Source organism: Psychrobacillus psychrotolerans, from assembly GCF_900115805.1.
Lineage (GTDB): Bacteria > Bacillota > Bacilli > Bacillales_A > Planococcaceae > Psychrobacillus > Psychrobacillus psychrotolerans.
Window position 1 is genome coordinate 91,210 of the sequence record NZ_FOXU01000003.1, and the last position, 24,885, is coordinate 116,094.

24 protein-coding genes are annotated in these 24,885 nt (G+C 35.5%); 16 read left to right on the top strand and 8 right to left on the bottom strand.

All coding sequences use genetic code 11. The features are described 5' to 3' along the window. Positions 1–185: 185 nt before the first annotated feature. On the bottom strand, positions 186–614 hold the full coding sequence (locus BM260_RS08200; protein WP_093536860.1) for a hypothetical protein: 429 nt from the start codon (positions 612–614) through the stop codon (positions 186–188). Positions 615–730: 116 nt separating this feature from the next. Further along, entirely contained in the window at positions 731–1,333 is a 603-nt protein-coding gene (gene rpsD / locus BM260_RS08205; protein WP_093536861.1) for a 30S ribosomal protein S4, read from the bottom strand. A gap of 363 nt (positions 1,334–1,696) precedes the next feature. Between rpsD and BM260_RS08210 the strand changes: the two genes are divergently transcribed. Both BM260_RS08210 and megL read left to right on the top strand, forming a co-directional pair. After that, a complete protein-coding gene (locus tag BM260_RS08210) occupies positions 1,697–3,559 on the top strand; it encodes a sensor domain-containing diguanylate cyclase (RefSeq protein ID WP_093536862.1) in 1,863 nt (620 codons plus the stop codon). A 70-nt stretch (positions 3,560–3,629) separates the two neighbouring features. Beyond that, positions 3,630–4,817, top strand: a complete 1,188-nt coding sequence (megL, locus tag BM260_RS08215; protein ID WP_093536863.1) for a methionine gamma-lyase — start codon at positions 3,630–3,632, stop codon at positions 4,815–4,817. Between the two features lie 253 nt (positions 4,818–5,070). Here the strand turns inward: megL and BM260_RS08220 are convergent, their stop codons facing one another. The 4 genes from BM260_RS08220 to hisJ form a co-directional block, all read right to left on the bottom strand. After that, the gene (locus tag BM260_RS08220) at positions 5,071–6,168 is read right to left on the bottom strand and encodes an alanine/ornithine racemase family PLP-dependent enzyme (protein ID WP_093536864.1); all 1,098 of its coding nucleotides are present in this window, start codon (positions 6,166–6,168) and stop codon (positions 5,071–5,073) included. Beyond that, the gene (locus tag BM260_RS08225; protein WP_093536865.1) at positions 6,169–7,254 is read right to left on the bottom strand and encodes a DUF1611 domain-containing protein; all 1,086 of its coding nucleotides are present in this window, start codon (positions 7,252–7,254) and stop codon (positions 6,169–6,171) included. It abuts the gene before it with no gap. A gap of 312 nt (positions 7,255–7,566) precedes the next feature. After that, positions 7,567–8,046, bottom strand: a complete 480-nt coding sequence (locus tag BM260_RS08230) for a GAF domain-containing protein (RefSeq protein WP_093536866.1) — start codon at positions 8,044–8,046, stop codon at positions 7,567–7,569. Between the two features lie 16 nt (positions 8,047–8,062). Next, complete coding sequence (hisJ, locus tag BM260_RS08235; protein WP_093536867.1) at positions 8,063–8,860, bottom strand: histidinol-phosphatase HisJ; 798 nt, start codon at positions 8,858–8,860, stop codon at positions 8,063–8,065. 150 nt (positions 8,861–9,010) lie between these two features. Between hisJ and ezrA the strand changes: the two genes are divergently transcribed. The 6 genes from ezrA (at position 9,011) to rarD (ending at position 16,245) form a co-directional block, all read left to right on the top strand. Beyond that, complete coding sequence (ezrA, locus tag BM260_RS08240; RefSeq protein WP_093536868.1) at positions 9,011–10,711, top strand: septation ring formation regulator EzrA; 1,701 nt, start codon at positions 9,011–9,013, stop codon at positions 10,709–10,711. A gap of 117 nt (positions 10,712–10,828) precedes the next feature. Continuing rightward, the gene (locus BM260_RS08245) at positions 10,829–11,962 is read left to right on the top strand and encodes a cysteine desulfurase family protein (RefSeq protein ID WP_093536869.1); all 1,134 of its coding nucleotides are present in this window, start codon (positions 10,829–10,831) and stop codon (positions 11,960–11,962) included. Positions 11,963–11,968: 6 nt separating this feature from the next. Continuing rightward, positions 11,969–13,171, top strand: coding sequence for a tRNA uracil 4-sulfurtransferase ThiI (gene thiI / locus BM260_RS08250; RefSeq protein WP_093536870.1), 1,203 nt, complete (start codon positions 11,969–11,971; stop codon positions 13,169–13,171). An 82-nt stretch (positions 13,172–13,253) separates the two neighbouring features. Next, entirely contained in the window at positions 13,254–13,457 is a 204-nt protein-coding gene (locus BM260_RS08255; protein ID WP_093536871.1) for an alpha/beta-type small acid-soluble spore protein, read from the top strand. A 175-nt stretch (positions 13,458–13,632) separates the two neighbouring features. Then, the gene (mbcS, locus tag BM260_RS08260) at positions 13,633–15,216 is read left to right on the top strand and encodes an acyl-CoA synthetase MbcS (RefSeq protein ID WP_093536872.1); all 1,584 of its coding nucleotides are present in this window, start codon (positions 13,633–13,635) and stop codon (positions 15,214–15,216) included. A 123-nt stretch (positions 15,217–15,339) separates the two neighbouring features. After that, positions 15,340–16,245, top strand: coding sequence for an EamA family transporter RarD (rarD, locus tag BM260_RS08265; protein WP_093536873.1), 906 nt, complete (start codon positions 15,340–15,342; stop codon positions 16,243–16,245). A 151-nt stretch (positions 16,246–16,396) separates the two neighbouring features. Here rarD and BM260_RS08270 read toward each other — a convergent pair whose 3' ends face one another. Continuing rightward, entirely contained in the window at positions 16,397–17,197 is an 801-nt protein-coding gene (locus BM260_RS08270) for an NAD kinase (protein ID WP_093536874.1), read from the bottom strand. A gap of 104 nt (positions 17,198–17,301) precedes the next feature. Between BM260_RS08270 and sppA the strand changes: the two genes are divergently transcribed. From sppA to BM260_RS08295, 5 genes are all read left to right on the top strand, one after another. Then, a complete protein-coding gene (gene sppA / locus BM260_RS08275) occupies positions 17,302–18,315 on the top strand; it encodes a signal peptide peptidase SppA (RefSeq protein ID WP_093536875.1) in 1,014 nt (337 codons plus the stop codon). 12 nt (positions 18,316–18,327) lie between these two features. After that, on the top strand, positions 18,328–18,906 hold the full coding sequence (locus BM260_RS08280; RefSeq protein WP_093536876.1) for an RDD family protein: 579 nt from the start codon (positions 18,328–18,330) through the stop codon (positions 18,904–18,906). Positions 18,907–18,941: 35 nt separating this feature from the next. Beyond that, complete coding sequence (gene tpx, locus BM260_RS08285; RefSeq protein ID WP_093536877.1) at positions 18,942–19,448, top strand: thiol peroxidase; 507 nt, start codon at positions 18,942–18,944, stop codon at positions 19,446–19,448. A gap of 145 nt (positions 19,449–19,593) precedes the next feature. After that, a complete protein-coding gene (locus BM260_RS08290; protein WP_245762672.1) occupies positions 19,594–20,535 on the top strand; it encodes a class I SAM-dependent methyltransferase in 942 nt (313 codons plus the stop codon). Positions 20,536–20,597: 62 nt separating this feature from the next. Beyond that, positions 20,598–21,788, top strand: a complete 1,191-nt coding sequence (locus BM260_RS08295) for an acetate kinase (RefSeq protein ID WP_093536878.1) — start codon at positions 20,598–20,600, stop codon at positions 21,786–21,788. 527 nt (positions 21,789–22,315) lie between these two features. On the opposite strand, the gene BM260_RS08300 is transcribed toward BM260_RS08295, so the two are convergent. Next, complete coding sequence (locus BM260_RS08300; RefSeq protein WP_093536879.1) at positions 22,316–22,771, bottom strand: universal stress protein; 456 nt, start codon at positions 22,769–22,771, stop codon at positions 22,316–22,318. Positions 22,772–22,993: 222 nt separating this feature from the next. Between BM260_RS08300 and ald the strand changes: the two genes are divergently transcribed. The 3 genes from ald (at position 22,994) to BM260_RS08315 (ending at position 24,872) form a co-directional block, all read left to right on the top strand. Further along, complete coding sequence (ald, locus tag BM260_RS08305; RefSeq protein ID WP_093536880.1) at positions 22,994–24,109, top strand: alanine dehydrogenase; 1,116 nt, start codon at positions 22,994–22,996, stop codon at positions 24,107–24,109. Positions 24,110–24,177: 68 nt separating this feature from the next. Further along, positions 24,178–24,531, top strand: a complete 354-nt coding sequence (crcB, locus tag BM260_RS08310; protein WP_093536881.1) for a fluoride efflux transporter CrcB — start codon at positions 24,178–24,180, stop codon at positions 24,529–24,531. Next, complete coding sequence (locus tag BM260_RS08315; protein ID WP_093536882.1) at positions 24,528–24,872, top strand: fluoride efflux transporter FluC; 345 nt, start codon at positions 24,528–24,530, stop codon at positions 24,870–24,872. The genes crcB and BM260_RS08315 overlap by 4 nt, the downstream gene beginning before the upstream one ends. Positions 24,873–24,885: the final 13 nt, after the last annotated feature.

The window sequence follows — 24,885 nt, forward strand, 5'->3', positions numbered from 1 at the left end:
TTACTTCATAAAAATTCTAGCTATTAAAACCGCCATCACCTCAACCTTAAATAAGGGGAAGAAAAAAACAAATAAAGAGTAGCTAGAGCTACTCTTTTCTAAAACGTTTATTCAGCATAGTTTAAAACATTATCGTGAATATCGCTTAAATATTTTTAGTAAATCTCCTTTTCTCTTCATTTTATTTAATTGATTAAATTTTTAAACCAGTTAATCAGTATAGGGATCTCATCATTATAAATTGTAGCAATGACATTATTTCCATCTGTTATAATCAGGGAATCCAGAGGGACATTGTTTGCCACTACAACTTCAGATATTCCACTATCCGGCCAGTTAGTTCCACTTAAAAATGGGGGCTCTGCTCCAACTAAAAATCTTGAAGGATCTTTTTCTAGCTGTGAAATCAGCTCATGGTTGAGATTATAACCTACAAATTCATAAACTTGATTATTTACTTCTACGATAATTGTTAATTTATATAATGGTGTTCTAAACAACCTTTTTTGTTCTTTAATGTTAGGTTTAATCTTAAAATTTACTTCTTTTAGTTTCAGTGCTTTCGTTTTTTCTACATGGAAAGTTGCGTGGTCTAAATTCATAAGGACTTCCATAGGCTCATTCCTTTATTAACATTTTGATGTTTTATCTTGCATTATCGAATGATAAGAAAAAGCCTTCGAAACCCTGTATTAACAAGGTTTCGAAGGCTTTTAATAGAGCAATAATATTAACGAGAGTAGTACTCAACGATAAGAGCTTCGTTGATTTCAGCAGCTAATTCTCCACGTTCTGGGTTACGAACGAAAGTACCAACTTTGTTGTCTGCATCAAAAGTTAAGTATTCTGGTACGAAGTTGTTAATTTCCATTGATTCGTTTACAACATCAAGGTTTTGAGATTTTTCACGAAGAGAAATTTCTTGACCTGCTTTTAAACGGAATGAAGGAATATCAACGCGTTTACCATCAACCATAACGTGACCGTGGTTTACTAATTGACGTGCTCCACGACGTGTACGAGCAAGACCTAAACGGTAAACAATGTTATCAAGGCGAGTTTCAAGAAGAATCATGAAGTTTTCACCATGTTTACCTGGCATTTTACCAGCTCTATCAAATAATGTACGGAATTGACGTTCGTTTACACCATAAGTGTGACGAAGTTTTTGTTTTTCTTGTAATTGCATACCGTACTCAGTTAATTTTTTGCGTTGGTTAGGACCGTGTTGTCCTGGTGCGTAAGGGCGTTTTTCTAATTCTTTACCAGTACCGCTTAGTGAAATACCAAGACGACGTGATAATTTCCATGATGGACCTGTATAACGAGACATATATGTCTCCTCCTCTATGTTGGTTTTATTTTGTTGTAAAATAAGACCAGATGTATTCAGACTAGCAGACATTTTGTTTTCATGTATCATCGCCCTAGCAGCCGAGGGTTACGGGATACACCATCTATAGTATAGAGGAACAAAATGAGCAATCTAGGCCATACAACTGCTGCATTTATTTTACACAAATTTCATTGTATCTCTATATCTATCGAAAGTCAAACGATAATCAAATTCAAAAATAATTACAAAAATAGCGTAGACATAGAAAGGATAAATAGGATAAAATATAGTTATATTGAATTATTAGTAACTGTGCTAAAAGTATCATAATTTACTCTTGGAAAGCTGAGAGGTGAACTAATGGAAAGCGAAAATACAATTATTGGTTTTAAAAGTAGAATACTTGACATTTGGAATGAAAATGTATTCACCCATGAATCCAGTATTAAATGGTTTGATGACTTGAAAAATATCTTATTTGAATTTTTTGATATAAAAGAAGCAAAGTATTACATATATGATGCGGAAACTTTTTTACAACTTTCATGGAATCACTCTTTTGCGAAAAAGCTCAATGCTATTAAATGGGTAGAGATAGAGCCATTGTTCTATGATAAAGACATAATAGATGCTCACAAACTACAACTAAAAGATTGTGCTAAAAATGACGTAGCTTTATTGTTAAGAGATAAAGAATTGCATCCATTAGGATTAATCATAATGGAATCCTCAGAAAAGTGGATAGAATTTTCAAAAACAACTCAACTAGATATATTCTTGACTACTATTACTAAATTAGTTAAAACGATTAGAAAATCTGTATATTTAACACAGCAGGAGAGCCAGTTTAGAAATTTGTTCAATGTAACGAAAATGTTTAATTCGACATTAGATATCGGTCAAATATTAGAGGGTACATTAAACTCTATTGAAAATGCATTTCCAAAATTTAAATCTATACTTATTTTATCAAATGATCAGGATCGTAAAACATCTGCTCCATATAAATTATTCGATTATACAACAGAAAGAAATACTACCGTGGAGGCATATGTATCTGGTGAAATAACGACAGAATTAGCGCAAGATTTAGGTGTAAGATTACTGAATATTCCTATTGTCGGAAAGCAAGGTATCTATGGAATTTTACAAATGTCCACACCTTTAGACTATTTATTTTCAATTAGACAAAAAGAATTTGCAGTTTTACTTGCTAGAGCAGCCGGCAATGCATTAGAAAATGCTAAACTATACATCCAATCACATCGGTTAGTTTCCGATCTACAATTAATCAACGAAACTTCGCATAAATTGAATATGAATTTATCATTAGATGAGATGGTTGTTTTTTTACGCAATCAATTAATGAAGTTTTTCCACCCAGAGCATGTAGGTTTTGTGTTTATAGAAAATGACGAATATAAAATATCACCAGCAAGTACGGATGTATTTCATACGATGGAAGGGCATCTTTATATTCAATATGTCACGAATCACTTTAAAAGTGAGAAGGATTCTTTATTTATCGCCGATTTCAATCGTCTAATAGAGTCAAAATATGAGTATCGCTCATTAGTGGCAATTCCTTTAAAAGAACAAAATAATATAACCGGGTTTAGTATAATCTTGCATAAGGAACCCTATTTTTTCTCTTTTGACAACTACAAATTAATGCAGTCTTTGATACAACATTCATCTTTAGCTATAAGTAATTCTACATTAAGATACAAGCTACAAAAAATGGTGGATCGAGATCATTTAACGAATCTTTTTGCACGAAATTATTTAGATAGGTTCGTTGAAGATGCGATGGAATCAGATGACCAAGGTGTCTTCGTCCTTATTGATATCGATAACTTTAAACGTATTAATGATACACATGGGCATCAAATTGGGGATGAGATTCTAAAACAAATAGCAAGAGTCATACAAGGAATGATTAAAAACAAAGGAGTTAGTGCGAGATGGGGTGGAGAAGAGTTAGCCCTCTATTTATCTCATATGTCCCTAGAGCAAGGAGTGGAAATGAGCAGACAATTACTGGCGGCCATTCCTCAAAAGACCAACCCTTCTGTAACAGTGTCTATTGGTATATCGCACTGGTCTCGAAGTGATAATTTGAGTTTTAATAATCTCTTTCACAATGCGGATACAGTATTGTACGAAGCGAAAAATAATGGGAAAAATCAGCTATGTATTTATAAGGCATCTCACTCTTCTTGATGAGGTGTCTTTTCTTTTTATAGAATTCCATGTACACTAGATGTAAGCGTTTACAATAAGGGGTGTTTTTATGAGTAATTCAAATTTTTCAAAAGAGACAATGTATATCCATAAAGGGTATAAAACGGGAGATCATCAAGATAGCCTAGCTGTTCCACTTTATCAGACGTCGACATTTGCATTTGACACTGCGGAACAGGGTGAAAGAAGGTTCGCAGGGGAAGAACCAGGGGGAATCTATTCAAGGTTAGGGAACCCGACCGTACAAGTATTAGAGGAACGGATTGCCGCAATGGAGCTAGGGGAAGGTGCACTAGCTTTTGGTTCTGGAATGGCAGCGGTGAGTACTATATTAGTTCACCTTACTAAATCAGGTGATCATATCCTATGTACGAGAGGGATTTATGGTTGTACATTTGGATTGCTGAAAATTTTGAAAGAAAAATATGATATTTCACATGACTTAAAGACTTTAATTACTGAAGAAGAGATAGAAAATGCTATTAAACCAAATACAACTTGTATATATATAGAAACACCAATTAATCCAACGATGGAAATCGTGGATATCGAGCAAATAACAAAAGTTGCTAAAAAACATGGTATTCCGGTAGTTGTAGATAATACATTTTCCTCCCCGTACTTACAAAATCCGATAGAACTAGGAGCAGATTTCGTACTGCATAGTGCGACAAAATACATTAATGGGCACGGCGATGTTATTGCTGGAATTCTAGTAGGAAGAGATAAAGGGGAAATGGAGACAATTCGCGGTACTGTACAAAAAGACTTTGGCGGCATTATTTCACCATTCGATGCTTGGCTATTAATACGCGGATTAAAAACATTGCATGTTCGCATGGACAGACATTCGGAAAATGCTAGTAAAGTATTCGACTTTTTAAAGGCACATCCATCTGTTGAACATATCTATTATCCGTTTGATGTAGATAATCCACAATATCATGTAGCGAAGAAACAGATGAAAGCCGGTGGCGGTCTTATTTCTTTCACTATAAAAGGAGGAGTGAAAGAGGCACAAAAATTGATGAATGAACTAAAACTGATAAAAATTGCAGTTAGTTTAGGAGATGCTGAGACTTTGATCCAGCATCCTTACACAATGACTCATTCTGTTGTACCGGAAAAAGAAAGATTAGAGATGGGGATAACAGGCGGCCTGTTAAGACTTTCTGTAGGGCTTGAGAACTCTAGTGATATTATAGAAGATTTACAGCAAGCTTTATCTAATATGTAAAAAGTGGAAGGAGATATCTCCTTCCACTTTTTGATGCATAATAAGAGTCTTTTTTAAAGACGTGGAGCTTTTGTGAGGGAACATATCTATGTGTCTAAGGGAAGGGATATGCGCGTCTGAATAATTATGGAGGTAAATGGTAATTTTATTTTCAAATAATCCGAATGAAACATACTCAACCATTGTGGAAAAAGAAAACGGTGTCGGAAGTAAGAATACTCCCGGTAACCATTTGCAAAGAGATCTTAGCTTCTTATTTTCTCGCAGACCCTCTGCTAACTAAAGCACTATAGGTGGTGTGTTTATATATCGAAGGCGAAGTCATAGCAGTTAGCAGAGCTCCGTAATTAAGGGAGAATGCAACTTCATCACCCGATTTTAAATAATTATTATTAGCATCCAAAATAATGTGATCACTACTCGAACCAATTATCTCAAGTGGGAGGAGGGGTGTTAATCCAGAGACGAGGACATCTTGTCGCCCAACACCCACAATTATTCTTCTAATTATTCCGTTGTCCGGAAATGATATAAATTCTCCAAAAGCATTTTTACCCCTCATGCCGGTCGGTACAGATGGCTTTAGTTTCGACTCAATTACTTCCGCAAAAAAGGAAAATGCATCTGTGAATAAATTGGGAATAGGTTCGCCTTTTACCGTCTCACAGCCTAAAAATATAGATTCACCAAGACGCATATTATTGACTTCTCTTACATCCGTCGTATTCATAAGCCAATTATGGTTTGCGGAGTTCCCCCCTGATACATAAGGGAAGGGAATATTGAACTTTCGTTTCATTCTTTTTACGAGTGAAGAAAACAATTGCATTTTGTGCTCTGTAGGGATGACTCCACCAAAGCAAGCAAAGTTTGCACCAATACCCGCAATTTGAATATTAGGGAATATAATCACTTCTTCAATAAAGGCAGCAACATCATTTAGCAATATGCCTTCTCGTAAATCTCCCATTTCAACCATTATAATAATTTGATGTATTTTCTTCTGTTTCTTCGCTTCAGCTGAGAGGGCACGAACAACTTCGATTTCTGTATTCATACTAATATCTGCAAACTCTATAACTTTTTGAATTTCACTCATTGCAGGAGTACGTAATAATATGAATGTTGCTTGTAAATTTGCCATCTTCATTTTTTCTATATTAGAAATTTTGGAATCTGCAATACTCTTAATCCCGCTATCTATCAGCACTTTTACTACTTCTGGTTTGGCAAATACCCCTTTGACGACTCCTGTAATATGAACGCCTTTTGCTTCATACAACTCTCTTAATGTTGTCGCATTATGCTTAATTTTATCTAAGTTAATTTCAATTCTAGGGTTAGATACCATTTAAGATAAAACCAGTTTCGCGCTGTTTTGTAGAGATGGGAAAAATTCAATAATAGAGTCAATTATATTATCAGAACCTGTAGTTAATAAATCTGTTACTGGTAATTGGAAGGTTTGCTCATATTCACGAATAGTAGTATTAACTTCCTGATGGTCCATACCTTCATGATTAAGGGTAATACCGATTACTTTTGTCTCACTGAAATGCTCAATAAGGTCTATCTCACTTTGGACACTTGGCATGTTCACAAAAGGGAAATCTCCTAACACTTTTCTTTTTGGGGGATGTTGTAGGATAACAGCTTTTGGTCTAGATCCTCTTAAAATACCACATGAACTTGCATAAGCAGGATGACTTAGAGCGCCTTGTCCTTCAACAATAATAATATCAGGATTATCTGTATTATTTGCACGTACTACTTCACTTTCAAGTTCACCAATAACGTATTGTAATGGAAAAGCATCCATTGCAAAACCATAAGCAGCCCCTTGTATAAGCCCAGTTTGTCCGGTTGCTATAAAAGCAGTTTTATATCCTCTTGCCTTCAATGCTTTTTCAATAATCACTGCAGATGTTCGCTTCCCACAAGCCCCATCAGTTCCTAAAACTGTAATAATAGGAGTGGTTACTTTAAGGATATCACCGGTAAATAATTTCCATGAATCTTTTGGTTTAGGCTTTCGAATATCTTGGATTTCTACCCCATAACGAGTAGCAATGCTCAGCATTTCTTCATCTTCTGTAAGAAATTCTTGAAGTGGATTGATAATATGAAGACCAGCTTGCATTGCGGATATAATAACTTCTCGTTCATTGTCTTTTAAGAAAGCATCTGAGGGGGCGATTCCAAATATGAAATAAGTAGGTTTTTGAGGTGAGCATTCGATAGCATCTTCTAAGTTTTTACACAATGGAATGCCATTCTTTTTGTTATCTAAAAATTGTCCTGAGTCTAGGCCGTTTTTTGTGCTATCGATAACGGCAGTTATAGAATAATTGCCAGGTTCACGTATTAATCCATTGGCCGTCTTTCCATCCATCGAACTAAATTGGCCCTCACAATAAATAATTGCATTTTTCTTCATTGACCTTACCTCCAAGTAAATCTGTTTTCTAGATAAAAAAAGAACATCTGGTACACCCTAAAAAAAGAGGAAATAGATGTTCAATAAGAAATAGATTTAGTTTTATTATGACAATTATCAAGCATTTGCTTCAAATTATTTAGTATACAAGACCTATTATACACCTTTTTTTTCCAAAAGTAAAATATTTACACAGCTTATGAGTGAAAAGCCGTCCAGACGATATGTTAGAGCTTTACGAAAAAAATAAGGCGCCCTCTATTCAACATGAACAGAAAGTGCCTTATTATTAATCGTATAACAATTTCAATTTTAAATGTGCTTCACTAATACTTCGATAAACTGTTCCAGTCCTTCTGCATCCTGCTCCGAGAATCGATCCTTAATAGGACTGTCGATATCCAAAACACCTACTAGCTTACCGTCTTTAGTAATGGGAACCACAATCTCTGATTGTGATGCAGCATCACAGGCGATATGACCTGGATAAGCGTGTACGTCTGGTACGATAACTGTCTCTTGTTTTGTAGCGGCAGCTCCACAAACACCTCTACTCAGTGGAATTCTAACACAAGCCGGTAATCCTTGGAATGGACCTAAGACAAGCTCTCCATCTTCCATTAGATAAAAACCAACCCAATTAATCTGATCAAAAAATTGATTTAATAATGCCGAAGCATTACTAAAATTAGCAATTGCATTAGTTTCTCCCGTTAAAAGAGCGTCCAGTTGTTTAGAAAGCATATTATAATTTGCAGTTACATCTTCAGAGTATGCTGATTTCGTGAACATATTTTCATTCTCCATTCTATAGTAAGTTACTTATATTATTGTAAAACTGATGTAGATCTTTTGCTTGATGTGCGTCAGACCCAAAAACAAGAGGAATTTCTAGTTCCTTCGCAAGCTTTATATAGGGAAGCGGAGGATACACTTCTAAACAATATGGTTTAGCTAATCCGGCGGTATTAACATCCAGTTCTAGCTGTTGATGTTTGATTTCTTTTAAAATATTTACTATATCTTCATGGTCTTGTACTACTTCCGTAAGTGTATGTTGAAATTTATGCACTAACGTAATATGACCTATTCTCCGTGGTTTATAGTCGCCTAGATTACTCGTTATTGAATCTATCAATGTTTTATAATACAATTTATACACAGCCATTGGGCTTCCAAGCCGTTCGACAAATTCTGTGAACGTAGATTTAGAGAAGTCAATACAAGTATAGTCATTTTCAAATTTTAAAAAGTGAACAGATAAAATAGAGTCATCTAAATATTTTCCATATGTATTTAAAAAAGAAGTAATATTTTGTTCAAACCCAGATATAAAATCGACTTCTAAGCCTGTAGAAATAACAATATCTTTCTTGTATTCTTTTTTCAACTTTTGTAACTTGGTAATATAAGACTCTAAATGGGTCATGCTCATTCCACTATCCTTATCAGGGGTGGGATCTATAAAACCTAAAGGTAGAGGAGCATGTTCTGTAAATGTAATGGTGTCAAAACCACTTTGTATGGCTTTTTCAATATACAGATGAAAGGAATCTTCTGTTCCATGTGGACAATAAGGTGTGTGGATATGCCCATCCTTTTTCAATAAAAATCAGCCTCCAAACTATAGAAATATAATTTTTAAAAAGAATTAACAGTTTTTCTCTTGTTTATGAAACAATAACATAAAAAGCATGGTAAGATATAGAGTAGTATTGGAAATAGAACTTTTTGAATTTGGAACAGGGGGCTTACGATGAAGTATATCATCCCAGCAGTTATTATACTTTTAGGAATTGCAATTTTTGCATTTATCATAAGACGAAAACATAACGTAGAAATAGAAAGATTAGAACATGAGAAACATCAAATTCAAAATAAACCGATTTTAGAAGAAATGACAAAAGTAAAACAGCTGAATATGAATGGGCAAACCGAGGAAATGTTTGAAAGATGGAGAAATGCATGGACAGAAGTAATGGATGTGCATATGCCGAAAATCGATGTTCTTTTATTTGACGCAGAAGAAAGTATAGATAGATTTATATTTCCAAAAGCGACTAAAATTGAAAAAGAAATTCAAATATTGATAACACTTTGTGATAAGAAAATGTCTGAAATTTTAATCGAACTTGAAGATTTGATAGGTAGTGAAGAAAAAAACCGTATCGAGATGGAACAGTTAAAAGATCAACATCGTGCAGCTAGAAAAACACTTCTTGCACATCAGTATTCATTTGGAGAAGCAGTGAAGGCGTTGGAACAAAAGTTGGAATCTTTCATTCCACTGTTTGATGAGTTCGATCGACTAACGGATACAGGTAACTATTTAAGTGCCCGTGAACTAGTTATTACTGTCCAAGAAGATGGCCAAAAATTCTTCCCTAAATTACATGATATTCCTACAGTATTATCTGATATACAACATAAAATACCAGCCATTATTCATGAGTTGCGTAATGGACAAAAAGAGATGGAAGAGAGTTCTTACTACTTACAGCATCTCGAAATGAATCAAAAATTAGACTCCATAGAAGCCGAACTTGTGGAATTAAAACAAGCAATTATTGAATTGCATGTCGGGAAAACAATGAGCAGAGTGGAAGAGTTAAAAGATGAATTAGATACATTTTATGATTTACTGGAAAAAGAAGTGCTTGCGAAAAAATATGTGGATCAATATAAAGAGCAAACAGGCTCTCGCTTACGAGAAGTTACTACTGTTACACGAGCTGTTAGTGAAGAAGCTGCGTATGTTCAACAGAGCTATCATCTGCCAGAAAAAGAGGCGGAAATTCCCCGAAGTTGTTTAAAAGAGCTAGAGGAATTAGAGAAAAAGTATGAATTGCTTTCAAGTCGCGTAGAAGAAGAGCAATCTGCGTACTCAAGCCTACAAGAAGAGTTAAATGAAATTGCTGAAGAAATTGATCGACTATATGAAGAACAAGACCGATTTGCAAATCGATTGAAAAATCTTCGAATAGATGAAAATAATGCACGTGAAAAGTTGGATGAACTAAAGGATTTATTACATGATACCGATCGTATGTTACAAAAAGCCAATATACCTGGAATCCCAGAAGATATGGACGTTCGTTTAGAAGAAGCAGAAGAGCACATTTATGTAGCAATGCAAAGTCTGCAAGAAGTACCTTTAAATATGTCTCTAGTAGATAATTACTTAGAAAAAGCAGAGGCTTGTATGGAAGAAGTACATAGCAGAGCAAAAGAAATGCTTGAAAATGTTTTACTAACAGAAAAAATCATTCAATATGGTAACCGCTATCGTGCAAGTCACCCGCAAGTTCATGCAAAACTGTTAGAAGCAGAGGAAGCGTTTAGGCAACTGCGATATTCTAAGGCTCTTGAAGATGCAGCGACAGCTGTCGAAGAGGTAGAACCGGGAGCTTTAAAGAAAATTGATACATTAGTGAAGGAAGACGCTTGGCGTACATAATCATACGATTTAAAGAACAGTATGAAATTGAGATGTTTGAAAATCATATTTTGTATACAAACGTGAACCACCTCACTATGTGACGGTGGTTTTTTTCCGAAAAGGAGAGTTATTGAAATGATTTATTTAGATAATAGTGCGACGACCAAAGTACATCCAGAGGTATTAAATACTTTCGTCGCTGTGAACGAAAAATTTTGGGCAAATCCTGCATCAATTCATACATTTGGACATCAGACAAATGAATTGTTACAATCTGCTAGAGAACAAATTGCAGATATATTGAAAACGTCAAATGAAAAAATATTTTTTACATCTGGGGGAACGGAGTCCAATAACTTAGCGATATTCGGTTTAGCTCATAAATATAAGCAACGAGGGAAGCATGTATTAATTTCTGAGATTGAACATCCTTCTATTATAGAAACAGCTAAAAAATTGAGCGAAATAGGGTTTGACGTTGAGTGGATTCCCGTCAACTCAGAGGGCATCATTATATTGGATACACTAGAAAAACTGGTTCGAAAAGATACTATATTGGTTAGTGTTATGCACGTGAACAATGAAACAGGTGCTATACAACCAATAGAAGAACTTTCTAAAATTGTTAGAGCACAAAGCAGAGCGCTTATTCACATGGACGCTGTTCAGAGCTTCGGGAAAATTCCAGTTGACTTTAAAATCTTGGATATTGATGCTATTACGATCTCTTCTCATAAAATACACGGATTAAAAGGCTCGGGATTACTTGCATTAAAAAAATTCGTCGAAATAGAACCGATATTATACGGTGGAGGACAGGAATCGGGTATTCGCAGTGGTACAACCTCCGTACCTTTGGCAGTTGCTACAGCGAAAGCGATAAGATTAGCTGTAACAGACTTACAAAACAACATTTTAAAATTACAAACACTCTCGGACGATTTGATGGTATATTTAAATACTTTTCCTTCTGTTAAAGTAATATCTCCAGCAAAAAAAGCACCACATATTGTTACATTTTCGGTGCAAAAAGTTAAAGGTGAAGTAATGATTAATGCATTGCAGGAACAGGATATCATTGTATCCACTAGTAGTGCATGCTCCTCCAGACAAACAAAAACAAGTCATGTACTAAAGGCTATGCATATTTCGGATGATTATATAAAAGGCGTATTAAGAGTAAGCCTTAGTACCCTTAATAACCAACAAGAAATAGACCAATTTAAAATTGTATTCAAGCGTGTCATGAATGTAATTAAAGGAGATTAAAATAGGATGAAATGGGAAAAAATATTAGTACGTTATGGTGAATTATCAACTAAAGGGAAAAATAGAAAGCAGTTTATTTCACATTTACGAAATAATATTAGGTTTTCATTTGTTGATTTGCCAAATATTAAAATACAAGCGGAAAGAGATCGCATGTTTTTAACATCAACTGATGATTCGGAAATTGAGGCACTAATAACACGATTACCTAAAATCTTTGGGATTCAATCGTTTAGTCCAGTAGCTTCTTGTTCTAAAGAAATGGATGATATTCAAGCAACTGCACTTCAAATTATGGATAGTTTAGACAGTCAAGATAAAACGTTTCGTGTTACTGTAAAACGTTCAGATAAGTTTTTTCCACTGGATACATACGAGTTACAAAGTGTCGTAGCAAGTAATGTATTAAGACAATACCCAAGTTTAAAAGTTCAAATGAAGAAACCAGAAATAGATTTACGTATTGAAGTATTAAATGATGCAGTATATATGATGGCACAGGTTATTCCTGGAGCAGGTGGTATGCCTTTAGGTTCAAATGGTCGTTCGTTACTTATGTTATCAGGAGGGATTGATAGTCCTGTAGCTGGATACATGTTATTAAAACGTGGCGTTCGGCTCGATGCAATACATTTTCATAGTCCACCGTTCACAAGTGAAAGATCGAAGGAAAAAGTAATGGATCTAGCCAATCAGTTAAGTCATTTTGGTGCAACTGTAAGACTACATGTCATACCTTTTACAGATATACAACAAAGTATACAAGCTCAAATACCTGAAAATGTATCCATGACTACGACAAGACGGTTAATGATGAAAATTGCTGATCTTGTTCGAGAAGAAATAGGAGCATTAGGAATTGTTACTGGGGAAAGCTTAGGTCAGGTAGCAAGTCAAACTTTGGAAAGCTTAACTGCAATAAATGCGGTTACGTCTACGCCAATTTTCAGACCACTAATCTCTATGGATAAGCTTGATATTATTGATATTGCCCGGGAAATAGGGACTTACGAAACTTCCATCTTACCTTACGAGGATTGTTGTACTATCTTTACACCATCTTGTCCAAAAACTAAACCTAAACTCGAGAAAGTGGAATACTACGAGAGCTTTAAGGATTTTGATGAATTAATAACAGAAGCAGTGCAAAATAGAGAAGTTCTTTCATTCCCTATGAAGAAGGCTAATGATTTTTCAAACCTCCTATAGTAAATGACAAAATATACCTTTTATCCTCCATGTATGAATTAGATGAAAATGAACAATCTAATTTCACAAGGAGGTGAGGAACATGCCAAACAACAACAACTCAAATCAACTTCTAGTACCTGGAGTAAAACAAGCACTTGATCAAATGAAATATGAGATCGCTCAAGAGTTTGGAGTACAACTTGGTGGTGAAGCATCATCGCGTGCCAACGGATCCGTAGGCGGAGAAATTACTAAGCGATTAGTTGCACAAGCCCAACAACAAATGAACGGATTCCAAAAATAAGTGAAATAAGAAAACCGGTAGCCTAAGCTGCCGGTTTTTTTATTGATAGGCGTATTCCAACCTACCTCTACCAAAGTCATCAATAATGGTTGTATACTATCTGAAAATTTAAATTTTATTAACCAATGTGGCTAATTTTCCTCTATAATTAAAATAGTACAAAGGAGGAAATCAAATGAATAATCTAAATTTAATTGCTCCAGAACATTATAATCTCATTACTGAGTTCGAAAAGTATGCAGTAGACGATGAAAAGTTAGCTATAATATGGGAATCTGAAGATGGTCAGCAGAAAAAAAGTACATATAAAAATTTAATACAGAGAGCTAATAAGATAGCTAATCTTTTTACCCGTAAAGGTCTCCAAAAAGGAGATGTGGTATTAATAATGGTACCACGGTTAATCGAGGCTTATGAAATTTATATAGGTGCACTAAAAGCCGGGCTAGTTGTTATCCCAAGTTCCGAAATGCTTCGCGCAAAGGATATTGAATATCGCTTGACACATAGTGAAGCGAAGGCAATTATTGCATACGAACCATTTTTAGATCAATTTGAAGATGTTCGGAATTTAGACGAGCAACTATTATTAGTAATCGGTAATAAGAAAGACAATTGGATATCTTTAACGGAGGAAATACAAGCCGAATCAGATGAATTTCAAACAATTGATACGCTAAGGGATGACATGGCATTCCTATCGTATACGAGTGGTACTACCGGAAATCCTAAAGGTGTAGTCCATACCCATGGATGGGCGTTTGCACATTTACGCACTTCTGGGCCGAACTGGTTGGCAATACAAGAAGGAGATGTAGTGTGGGCTACAGCAAGTCCGGGCTGGCAAAAATGGATTTGGAGTCCATTCTTAGCGACACTGGGTAGCGGAGCAATTGGTTATGTATATAACGGTAAATTTGAACCCCAAAAATACTTAACAATTATTCAAGAGCAAAAAGTAAATATTCTTTGTTGTACACCTACTGAGTACCGGATTATGGCTAAAGTAGATACATTAAACGAGTATAATCTTTCGTCGCTTCAGAGTGCTGTTTCTGCAGGAGAACCATTGAACAGAGAAGTAATTGAAACGTTTGAAAAAGTTTTTGGTCTAGAGGTCCGAGATGGCTATGGCCAAACTGAAAATACATTGCTTGTTGGAACGATGAAGGGCATGGAGGCAAGACCTGGTTCCATGGGCAAACCAACACCGGGTAATACAGTGGAAATTATCAATGATTTAGGGAAGATTTGTGCTACTGGAGAAGTTGGAGATATAGCTGTTCATATTGAAACGCCAGCATTATTTAAAGAGTACTTAAAAGATCCTGAAAGAACCTCTATGCAATTTAGAGGAGATTATTATATTACAGGTGACCGAGCGAAAAAAGATGAAGATGGATACTTCTGGTTTGAAGGGCGCGGAGACGATATTATTATTAGCTCGGGCTATACAATTGGACCTTTTGAAGTAGAAGACGCATTGACAAAACACCCAGCTGTTCAAGAATGTGCAGTAATTGGGGCGCCGCATCCGGAAAGAGGCAGCATTGTTAAAGCATTTGTTGTGTTACGTGATGCATCCTTAGCAGGATCTGAGGATTTAATAAAAGAATTACAAAATCATGTGAAACAAATAACCGCACCCTATAAATACCCAAGAGAAATTGAATTTATCGACGAATTACCAAAAACAACATCTGGGAAAATTAGAAGATTAGATTTGCGACAAAAAGAACAGAGTAAAAGTCGATCATAAAAATTAAAATGGTTTATCAAACACGAAGAGATCATACCTCTTCGTGTTTTCTTATTTACTTTAATGCTCTAAAGCAATATAATGATTTAATATTTCGAGTTACAAAGTAAAGAGGTGCTTTTATTGGGTTCAGAAGAAAAACAAGGAATCATATTTGTAGTACTGGCATATGTATTTTGGGGTTTCATGCCAATTTATTGGAAGTTATTAGAGCATGTTTCTAGTGATGAAATACTTTCAGGTAGAGTAATTTGGTCATTCATTTTTACCTTCATGTTAGTAATTGTAGGTAGAAATTTAAATCAGCTGAGGTTAGATTTGAAGGATTTATGGGCTAATCAAAAATCTTTTTGGGGGCTATTTCTAGCTTCTTATCTTGTATCAGGAAATTGGTTTACATACATATATGCAGTAAACGCAGGTTATATCGTACAAACAAGTTTGGGGTATTATATAAACCCACTTCTTTCTATATTATTGGGGATTGTATTTTTAAAAGAAAGACTTTCCAGAGCACAACAGTTTTCTGTACTACTAGCTGCTGTAGGAGTGATTATTCTAACTGTTTCTTACGGTGGAATTCCGTGGATAGCTTTTACGCTTGCTATAACGTTTGCTTTATATGGTCTGATTAAGAAAAGTATTAAAATCGATGCATTAAGAGGATTAACGATTGAAACTTTTTTTGTTTTACCTGTTGCTCTCGTATACTTTATCTATTTAGTAGTATCAGACAAGGCGGTATTTTTTAATACCGATGCTCCTACTGCCATCCTACTCATTTTCACGGGTGTTGCAACTGCCGTGCCTTTGATCTTGTTTGCTAAGGGAACTAAGACAATGCCACTGTATATGTCAGGATTTTTTCAATATATTGCACCAACGTTAATGCTGCTAGTTGGAATATTTTTATACGACGAGGCATTTAGTAAAATAGAGTTTTTATCATTTTCATGTATCTGGCTTGCGTTAATACTATTTACGGTTTCCAAAATAATGCAAGTGAGAAAAGTACAAGTTCATAAGTGAAATACTGACAACATTTATTTACATTTCAGGTGACGGAATGACAAACTTTATAAAAAAGGATGCTGGTTGGATGTGACGCCCGTCACATCCAACCAGCATCCGCTATAAAATTATGAAACAAGTAATTAGCAAATGGACTATCTAGCTCAAATTATAAAAACGATCTTTTCACTTTTTCCCAGTAACTATTATCTTTCATTTTAACCGTTTTAATGATTTTATCACTCAAACAAATAGATACATTTTCAACATGCTGAATACTAAGAGCTTCGTTGTCTGTGCTCATCGAAGGGTAATCATTCCAGTCTTTATGCAGTCGAAGTTCTAGTGTTCTTTCTCCGCTTAATATAAAAGAGGAACCTAGCGTTCTATAATCATTGCTATTCACAGAAGCTATTTCCGCAACTTGAATACAAGGTAGGAGAGGATCAACCACTGCCCCATTTAGTGACTTGTTATAACCTGAACTTCCGGTCGGAGTGGAAATCACCATACCATCTCCTCTAAAGGACTCAAAATGCTTGTGGTCAATAATTATATCTAGTACAAATGCTTTGATAATATTTGAACGAATCGTAAATTCATTTAAACATAAAAATTTAGGGTCATTATTTACCGAGATTTCTAGTAAAGGATATTTCCGAACTTGGATATTTTTTGTAAGAACTGCTTCAGCCATTGCTTCTATATCATCCGCTAAAAAATCACAGTACATGCTTAGCGTATCTGTTGTAGAAATTCCAGCATATAAGCAATCCTGCCTAAATCCTGTTTTACGGACTGCTTGTAAAAAAGAACCATCCGTCCCGATGCTAACAATTATGGAAGCAAGCTGAGGGTCTTCCACGACTGTAAAACCATGAGTATGTATGGCTTCAGAGATACTTTCTTTTCTTTGCAAAGATTTTGTGTCATTCTTAGTATATAAATATATTGCGTTTTTGGAGGGCATAAACATTCTCCTTTACTATTGTATATATTTATTTTAACATTTCGTGAAACATTTAGATATTCTTTACGTATGTAAAGAGGAGTATTAAAGGAGGAATTGTACATATGAATATGAAACGCTGGTTTGCTATTTTAGGAGCATCACTGTTACTGCTTTTTTCTATTTTCGTCAATACTGTTTCCACTGCTTTTTCAACAGATTGGACATCGTATTTAGAGGACTTTGCATCTGCTTCTAGCTCAGAGTTTTTTGAAACTGTTTTGGAAGAAGGTAGTATGAACGAACGAATCGTAGTACTTACGGTAGATGGGACTATTCAAGATACTGGAAGTGCAAGCTCGCTTTTTGCAGCGGAAGGATATAATCATCAATTCTTCATGCAACAATTAGAACAAGCAAAAGTCGATGACACTGTAAAAGGGATTGTGTTACAAGTAAATTCACCAGGTGGCGGAGTTGTCGAATCGGCACAAATTTATAAAGAAATTATTGAACTTCAAGAAGAAACTGAGAAACCGATCTATGTTTCTATGGGAAGTATGGCTGCTTCAGGTGGATATTATATTTCTGCACCTGCTGATAAAATATTTGTGAACAAAGAGACGATGACAGGTTCTATTGGTGTCATTATGCAAAGTGTTAACTATGGTAAACTAGCAGAAAAATATGGCGTAGAATTTGTAACAATTAAATCTGGTCCATACAAAGATATTATGAGCCCTACTAGAGAAATGACAGAAGCTGAAAGAACAATGCTTCAAGAAATGTTAAATGACTCGTATGAGGACTTCGTTGATATTATCGAAAAAGGTAGAAATATGACCGAAGCAGAAGTGAAAAAAGTTGCGGATGGACGAATTTTAAATGGTCGACAAGCAATTGAAGCTGGCTTAGCTGATGAATATGGATTTGTAGAGGATGTAATTCAATCTATTAAAACAGATTATGACTTACAAGATGCAGAAGTATTTGAATATGGCTATTCACAAAGTTTTGCTTCCCTATTTGCTGTGAAAGCACAATCATTCTTAGGTTTAGATTTGGAAACCAAGCTTATTGCGAAGTTAATCACAGAAAATAGCTCACCAAAAATGATGTATTTATACGGGAATGAATAAGGAGGGTTTAAGATGAGTGAATTTGTACAATCAGAAGAGCAGCATGTGCAAGCGAACACCTCTGCAACCCAGCAAGTAATTGTTCATCGAACGGCACAATATGAACAGAAGGCTGCGGGCTTTTGGATTCGTTTTTGGGCATATACAGTAGATATTCTCATTTTGGCATCTGTTGGTATGTTATTGATCAAACCTATATTTCGGTTGTTTTCATTAGACTTAAATAATCCTGTATGGTATGCGCCTTTTACATTAATCACAGCAGCTATTTTTTACGCATACTTTGTGTTGATGACAAAGCTTTGTAGCCAGACAGTAGGAAAGATGATTTTTGGTATTAAAGTTATATCCAAAGACGGTGGAAAACTAAAATGGGGTACTGTTATATTTAGAGAATGGATTGGTCGCTTAATCTCTATTGTTCCATTGAATATACCTTATTTAGTGGTAGCTTTTACTCCGAAAAAACAAGGGGTACATGATTTTATCGCGGATACGCTTGTTGTCCATGAGACCGTTTTTGATCTAAAAGAGAAAGTCACATATGAGAACGCTCCTGCAAAAGAGTTGCATGAGCCGAACGTATTCTAGTAAGATAAAGATAATGAAAAAGGAGGCTACATATTATGGCAAAAGTAACATTTAAAAATAGTCCGGTCACATTAGTTGGTAAAGAAGTGGTAGTTGGTAGTAAGGCACCTGACTTTTCTGTGCTAGCAAATGATTTATCACCTGTGACTCTACAAGATTCTGCTGGTAAAATTCGTTTAATCAGTGTAGTTCCTTCCCTAGATACAGGAGTTTGTTCTACACAAACAAACAAATTTAACGAAGAGGCTGCTAGTTTAGGTGAAGATGTAGCAATTTTAACAGTATCCATGGATTTACCTTTCGCTCAAAAACGTTGGTGCGGGGCTAATGCTGCTGATGCAATTCAAACTTTATCAGATCACCGTGATGCAGCTTTCGGAGAAGCTTACGGGGTACTTATGCAGGAATTACGCTTATTAGCTCGTTCTGTATTTGTAGTAGATAAAAACGATGTTGTAACTTATGTTGAATATGTTGGAGAAGGTACAGATCATCCAAATTATGAAAAAGCATTAGAAGCAGTAAAAGCACTAACGAACTAAGAAAAGCGCAAACGCCTAGCGTTGCAAGTCTGAAGCGACTTGAAGGGTTAGGCGCAGGAGCTAGACAGATAAAGGGTAAAAAAGTATATACTTTCTTATCTTTAAAAAAATGCAAACCCACTCTGAAGAAGGAGTGGGTTTTACTATGAGGGATACTATGCATACACATGTAGAACAAATTTTTACGTTTATTGATCAAGAGAGTAATTATATTGAAAATGAAGCTTCTGCTACTTATTTAGAAGGTGTCGTTTATGCGTTAGAGCTATGGCTTAATGAAAAAAAAGTGCCATCTGTTCGGGACGCAGATAAAGAAGAAGTACGCAAAGCAATTCAATTAGCAATCTTAAAAGGAATGAAGAAGTCCGTACAGGTTAATCATCAAATGACTCCGGATGCGATAGGATTATTAGTAAGTTACTTTGTGAAAGAAATGACTAAGGATAGAAAAGAACTATCAATTTTAGATCCTGCCCTAGGAACAGGGAATTTGTTATTTACGATTATGAATGCACTACCAACAGAAAACTACGCATTTGGTGTAGAAATTGATGAGTTGTTAATTCAATTGGCTGCGCAAACTGGTGAGCTCCTTACACACGACGTACAGTTATTTAGACAAGATGCATTAAAGCCTCTTTTAATTGATCCTGTGGATATTGTAGTAAGTGATTTACCGGTTGGATATTATCCAGATTCGGAAACTTCGCAAGATTATTTCCTTCATAGTACGGAGGAAATGTCGTATGCCCATCACTTGTTTATGGAGCAGTCGATGAAACACGTTAAACCAGGTGGCTATCTTTTCTTCCTAGTACCAGATACTATATTTGAATCGAAACAAGCACCGAAGCTTCATGAATTCATCAAGGAAAATGGTTGGATTCAAGCAGTCATTCAATTTCCAACTTCTATTTTTAAAACAAAGGGACAAGAGAAAAGCTTGCTAATATTACAAAAGAAAAGCAGTGACTTAAAAGCGCCAAGAGAGGTTCTTTTAGCAAAAGTTCCAAACATGATGAACAAAGAATCTATGGAACTGTTTTTGAAAAAGGTCGAAATTTGGCAAGAAGAGAATACTAAGTGAGTTGCTAGCTCCTTCGTTGAACGGTACAATTAAAGTACTAGTTCAACGAAGGAGCGTTTTTTATGCCAATAATATTAGCTATAAATGCAGGAAGCTCTTCATTAAAATTCCAAGTTTTTGAAATGGTAGACGAACAAGTAATTGCTAAAGGATTAATAGAAAGAGTTGGTCTAGGAAATCCAATTTTTACAATGACGACAAATGAGGAACGTATAAATATTATTGAACAGGTGGACAATCACGAACAAGCGGTAAAACTATTGATGTATATGTTAATTGAAAAGAATGTAATAGAATCGTTAGATGATATTGATGGAATTGGACACCGAGTTGTACATGGAGGAGAGGTTTACAGTGACTCTGTTTTAATAACAACTGAAGTATTAGAGAAGCTAGAAGAACTATCGGAGTTAGCGCCGCTTCATAATCCAGCGAACGTTACTGGTATAAAAGTATTTAAAAAAGAACTTCCTAATGTGCCAGCGGTTGCTGTTTTTGATACTGCTTTTCATCAAACGATGCCAGAAAGTTCTTATCTATATTCCATCCCATATAATTATTATGAAAAGTATGGTATTCGAAAATATGGTTTTCATGGGACTTCCCATAAGTATGTTTCAGAGAGAGCTGCAATTTTATTAAACAGACCTTTGGAAACAACTCGATTTATATCCTGTCATCTTGGCAATGGGGCAAGTATTGCGGCTATTCACCATGGTAAATCTATTGACACATCTATGGGGTTTACTCCGCTTGCAGGGGTAACAATGGGAACCAGGTCTGGTAATATAGATCCTGCTCTAATCCCTTATTTGATGGAGAAAACAGGGAAAGATGCAGAAGGTATTTTAGATATTTTAAATAAGAAATCAGGAATGCTAGGTGTTTCCGGATTCTCTAGTGATTTGCGTGATATCGTTACGGAAGCTACAAAAGGGAACGACCGGGCACAGTTAGCTTTAGATGTATTTGCTAATAGAATTCATAAGTACATCGGCTCCTATGCTGCACGTATGAATGGTGTGGATGCCATTATTTTCACTGCAGGAATCGGTGAAAATAGTGAGGTTATTCGTGAAAAAGTCTTAAAAGGACTGCAGTTTATGGGCGTGTATATGGATCCCGATCTAAATAAAATAAACGGAAAAGAAAATTTCATCAACTACCCGCATTCACCGGTTAAAGTGATAGTTATCCCGACAAACGAAGAGATTATGATTGCTAGAGATACGGTGAGAATAGCGGGATTGTAGCTAGAATGAGTGATTTCAAATTGTGTAAAGTTTAAATCCGGATAAATAAAGGATATAGAAGGTAATAGTTCTAATAGTTATGCAATATACAAAAGTGAATTTTAAAAAATGAGAGTAGGCCACATCAACTATATTTGATGAACTACTCCTTTTTATATTTGTTTTATCCCTAAGTAAAATTTGATTAATTTAATAGACATTTATAGAAAATAATCTATATAAGTCAATGTAAAAAAGTGTAATCTTCCTAATATTGATTTCCTCTTCAGGCGGTCGCTTTCCGCGGGCACGGCTTCAATCTCCTCGTCACTGCGAAAACATATGCTCCTGCGGTTACTCGTCGCAAAGACATTGGTCAAAATAAAGTTTGCCCAATATCTTTCCTGCGGGGCTTTCAGCTCGCGCTGTCCCGCTGGAGTCGCCGCCTTCCGCTCCAATCATAGCATGGTAGAAGAAAAACAAAGTTTAAATAAAAAATGACTAAACGTGAGAAGTTTCACGTCTAGCCATTTTGTTAATCTATGAGTTTATACTTCTGGACGTTCTTCTGTACGTACTACTAATACGTCGCATGTAGCGGAACGTACGATATATTCGGATACACTACCGATCAAGAATCTTTCCATTGCATTTAAACCAGTCGCTCCACAGATGATAAGATCTGCTTCTACTTTTTTAGCAATGTCTTTAGAAATCATTGTTTTTGGTGAACCGTAATCCACAACAACATTTACATTTTGTACTCCAGCAGCAAGCGCTTCTTTTTTATATCCACCTAGTAAATCTTCTGCAAATGTTTGAGCTCTTTCAGCGATAGAGCGGTCATAAGCTTCAATTGCAGCGAATGAACGAGTATCGATAATATTAATAAGATTTAATGTTGCATTGTTACGTGCGGCAATAGAAACAGATTTTTTGAATGCATATTCCGCTTCTTTGGAACCATCGACTGCAACTAAAATTTGATTATATTTTAATGTCATTTTAAAAACCTCCTTGTTGGTTATATATATAGTATTCGAGATTGTTAGACATATTCCTTCTTTTTATTCATTTTAATTCTGTATATTAAGTCATATTTGTGAATACTTAAAATTGAAAATTAAATAGTTGCAGTATTTTAAATATATAAATGATAAAATGAATTTGTATGAAATATTGTGTCATCTTCATACCAACATGATTTACATAGGAGGATGCAAGAAATGCGTATTGGGATTCCAAAGGAAACAAAAAACAATGAAAATCGCGTAGCAATGACACCAGCTGGAGTAGTGAGTCTTACTCATTACCAACATGAAGTTTTTATCGAAACCGGAGCTGGGCTTGGGTCAAGTTTTACAGATGAAGACTATATTACTGCAGGTGCTAAAATTGTATCCACTGCAAAAGAAGCATGGGATCAGGAGATGGTCATGAAAGTAAAGGAACCTACTCATGCTGAATATGAGTTAATCCGTGAAGAGTCAATTCTTTTCACCTATTTACATCTAGCTCCTGAAGCGGATTTAACAAGAGTACTAATAGATAAAAAAGTTACAGCTATAGCATATGAAACAGTACAATTACCTAATAATACATTACCGTTGTTGTCTCCGATGAGTGAGGTTGCTGGCCGTATGGCAACTCAAATTGGTGCACAGTACTTAGAGCAAATACATGGTGGAAAAGGAATATTACTTGGTGGAGTTCCAGGAGTTCCTCGCGCAAAAGTAGCAATCATCGGTGGAGGGATTGCTGGGGCCAACGCAGCGCGTGTAGCTATTGGGATGGGAGCACAAGTAACGATCATCGATTTAAATCCGGATCGTCTTCGTCAATTAGAGGATATCTTTGGGTCAAGCATCCAAACATTAATTTCTAGCCCATATAATATTGCAGAAGCAGTTAAGGAAGCAGATTTAGTTATTGGGTGTGTATTAATCCCCGGTGCAAAAGCTCCGAAATTAGTAACTGAAGAAATGATTAAAACGATGTCTCCAGGTTCTGTCGTAATTGATATTGCTATCGATCAAGGTGGAATTTTCGAAACTTCTGATCGCATCACAACACATGATAATCCAACATATGAAAAACATGGGGTAGTACATTATGCTGTAGCAAATATGCCTGGAGCGGTTCCAAGAACTTCTACAATGGCGCTTTTAAATGCTACAATTCCGTATGCGTTACAAATTGCCAACAAAGGCTATAAACAAGCATGTCTAGACAACCTGTCGCTTCAAAAAGGACTTAACACTTTAGCGGGACATGTTACTTTTAAAGCGGTTGCAGAAGCACAAGATTTACCTTATGTAGATGTAGCTACACTTTTAAAATAATATGATAAAATCATCACTCAAAGCAATTATGCTTTGAGTGATTTCTAGTTAATGGGGCGATATTATTGATGTATTTATACATAGGACTTGCAGGTTCGTTAGGGGCGGTTGCAAGGTATGCTATTAGTATTATTATGGTACATGATTCAGGTTTTCCATTTTTAACTTTACTGGTAAACTTGATTGGATGTTATGCATTGGCATATCTAATGTCTAGAAGGCTCCGATTTTCGAGTAAGCTAAAGTCTGCCATTAGTACAGGTTTTCTCGGATCTTTTACAACTTTTTCAGCATTCAGTGTGGAAACGATCACGATGATAGAAGCTAACCAAATTGGTATTGCCATTCTTTATATGACAGTAAGTATTGTAGGTGGAATTATGATGAGCAATCTTGGGTGGAAAAAAGAGGTGGGACCATGAGTTTCATCTTAGTTGGTATTGCGGGATTTATCGGTGCTAATCTACGATATATCCTTTCCAAAAAACTAAACAAAAGCGCAAGTGGTTCCTTCCCATTTGGTACACTATTAGTTAATTTAGTAGGGGCATTTTTGCTTGGTTTATTGGTAGGTAGTCAAGCGGGCGAAACTTATATGGTTTTTATTGGATCAGGATTACTAGGCTCTCTGACGACTTTCTCTACATTAAATAAAGAACTATATTCCCTGCAAAAATATCCTAAAACTTGGCTTATGTATTTTCTTATTACTTATGTAGGGGGCTTAGTATTTGCATATGTTGGATACTTACTATTTTTGTGAAAATATCATTTCT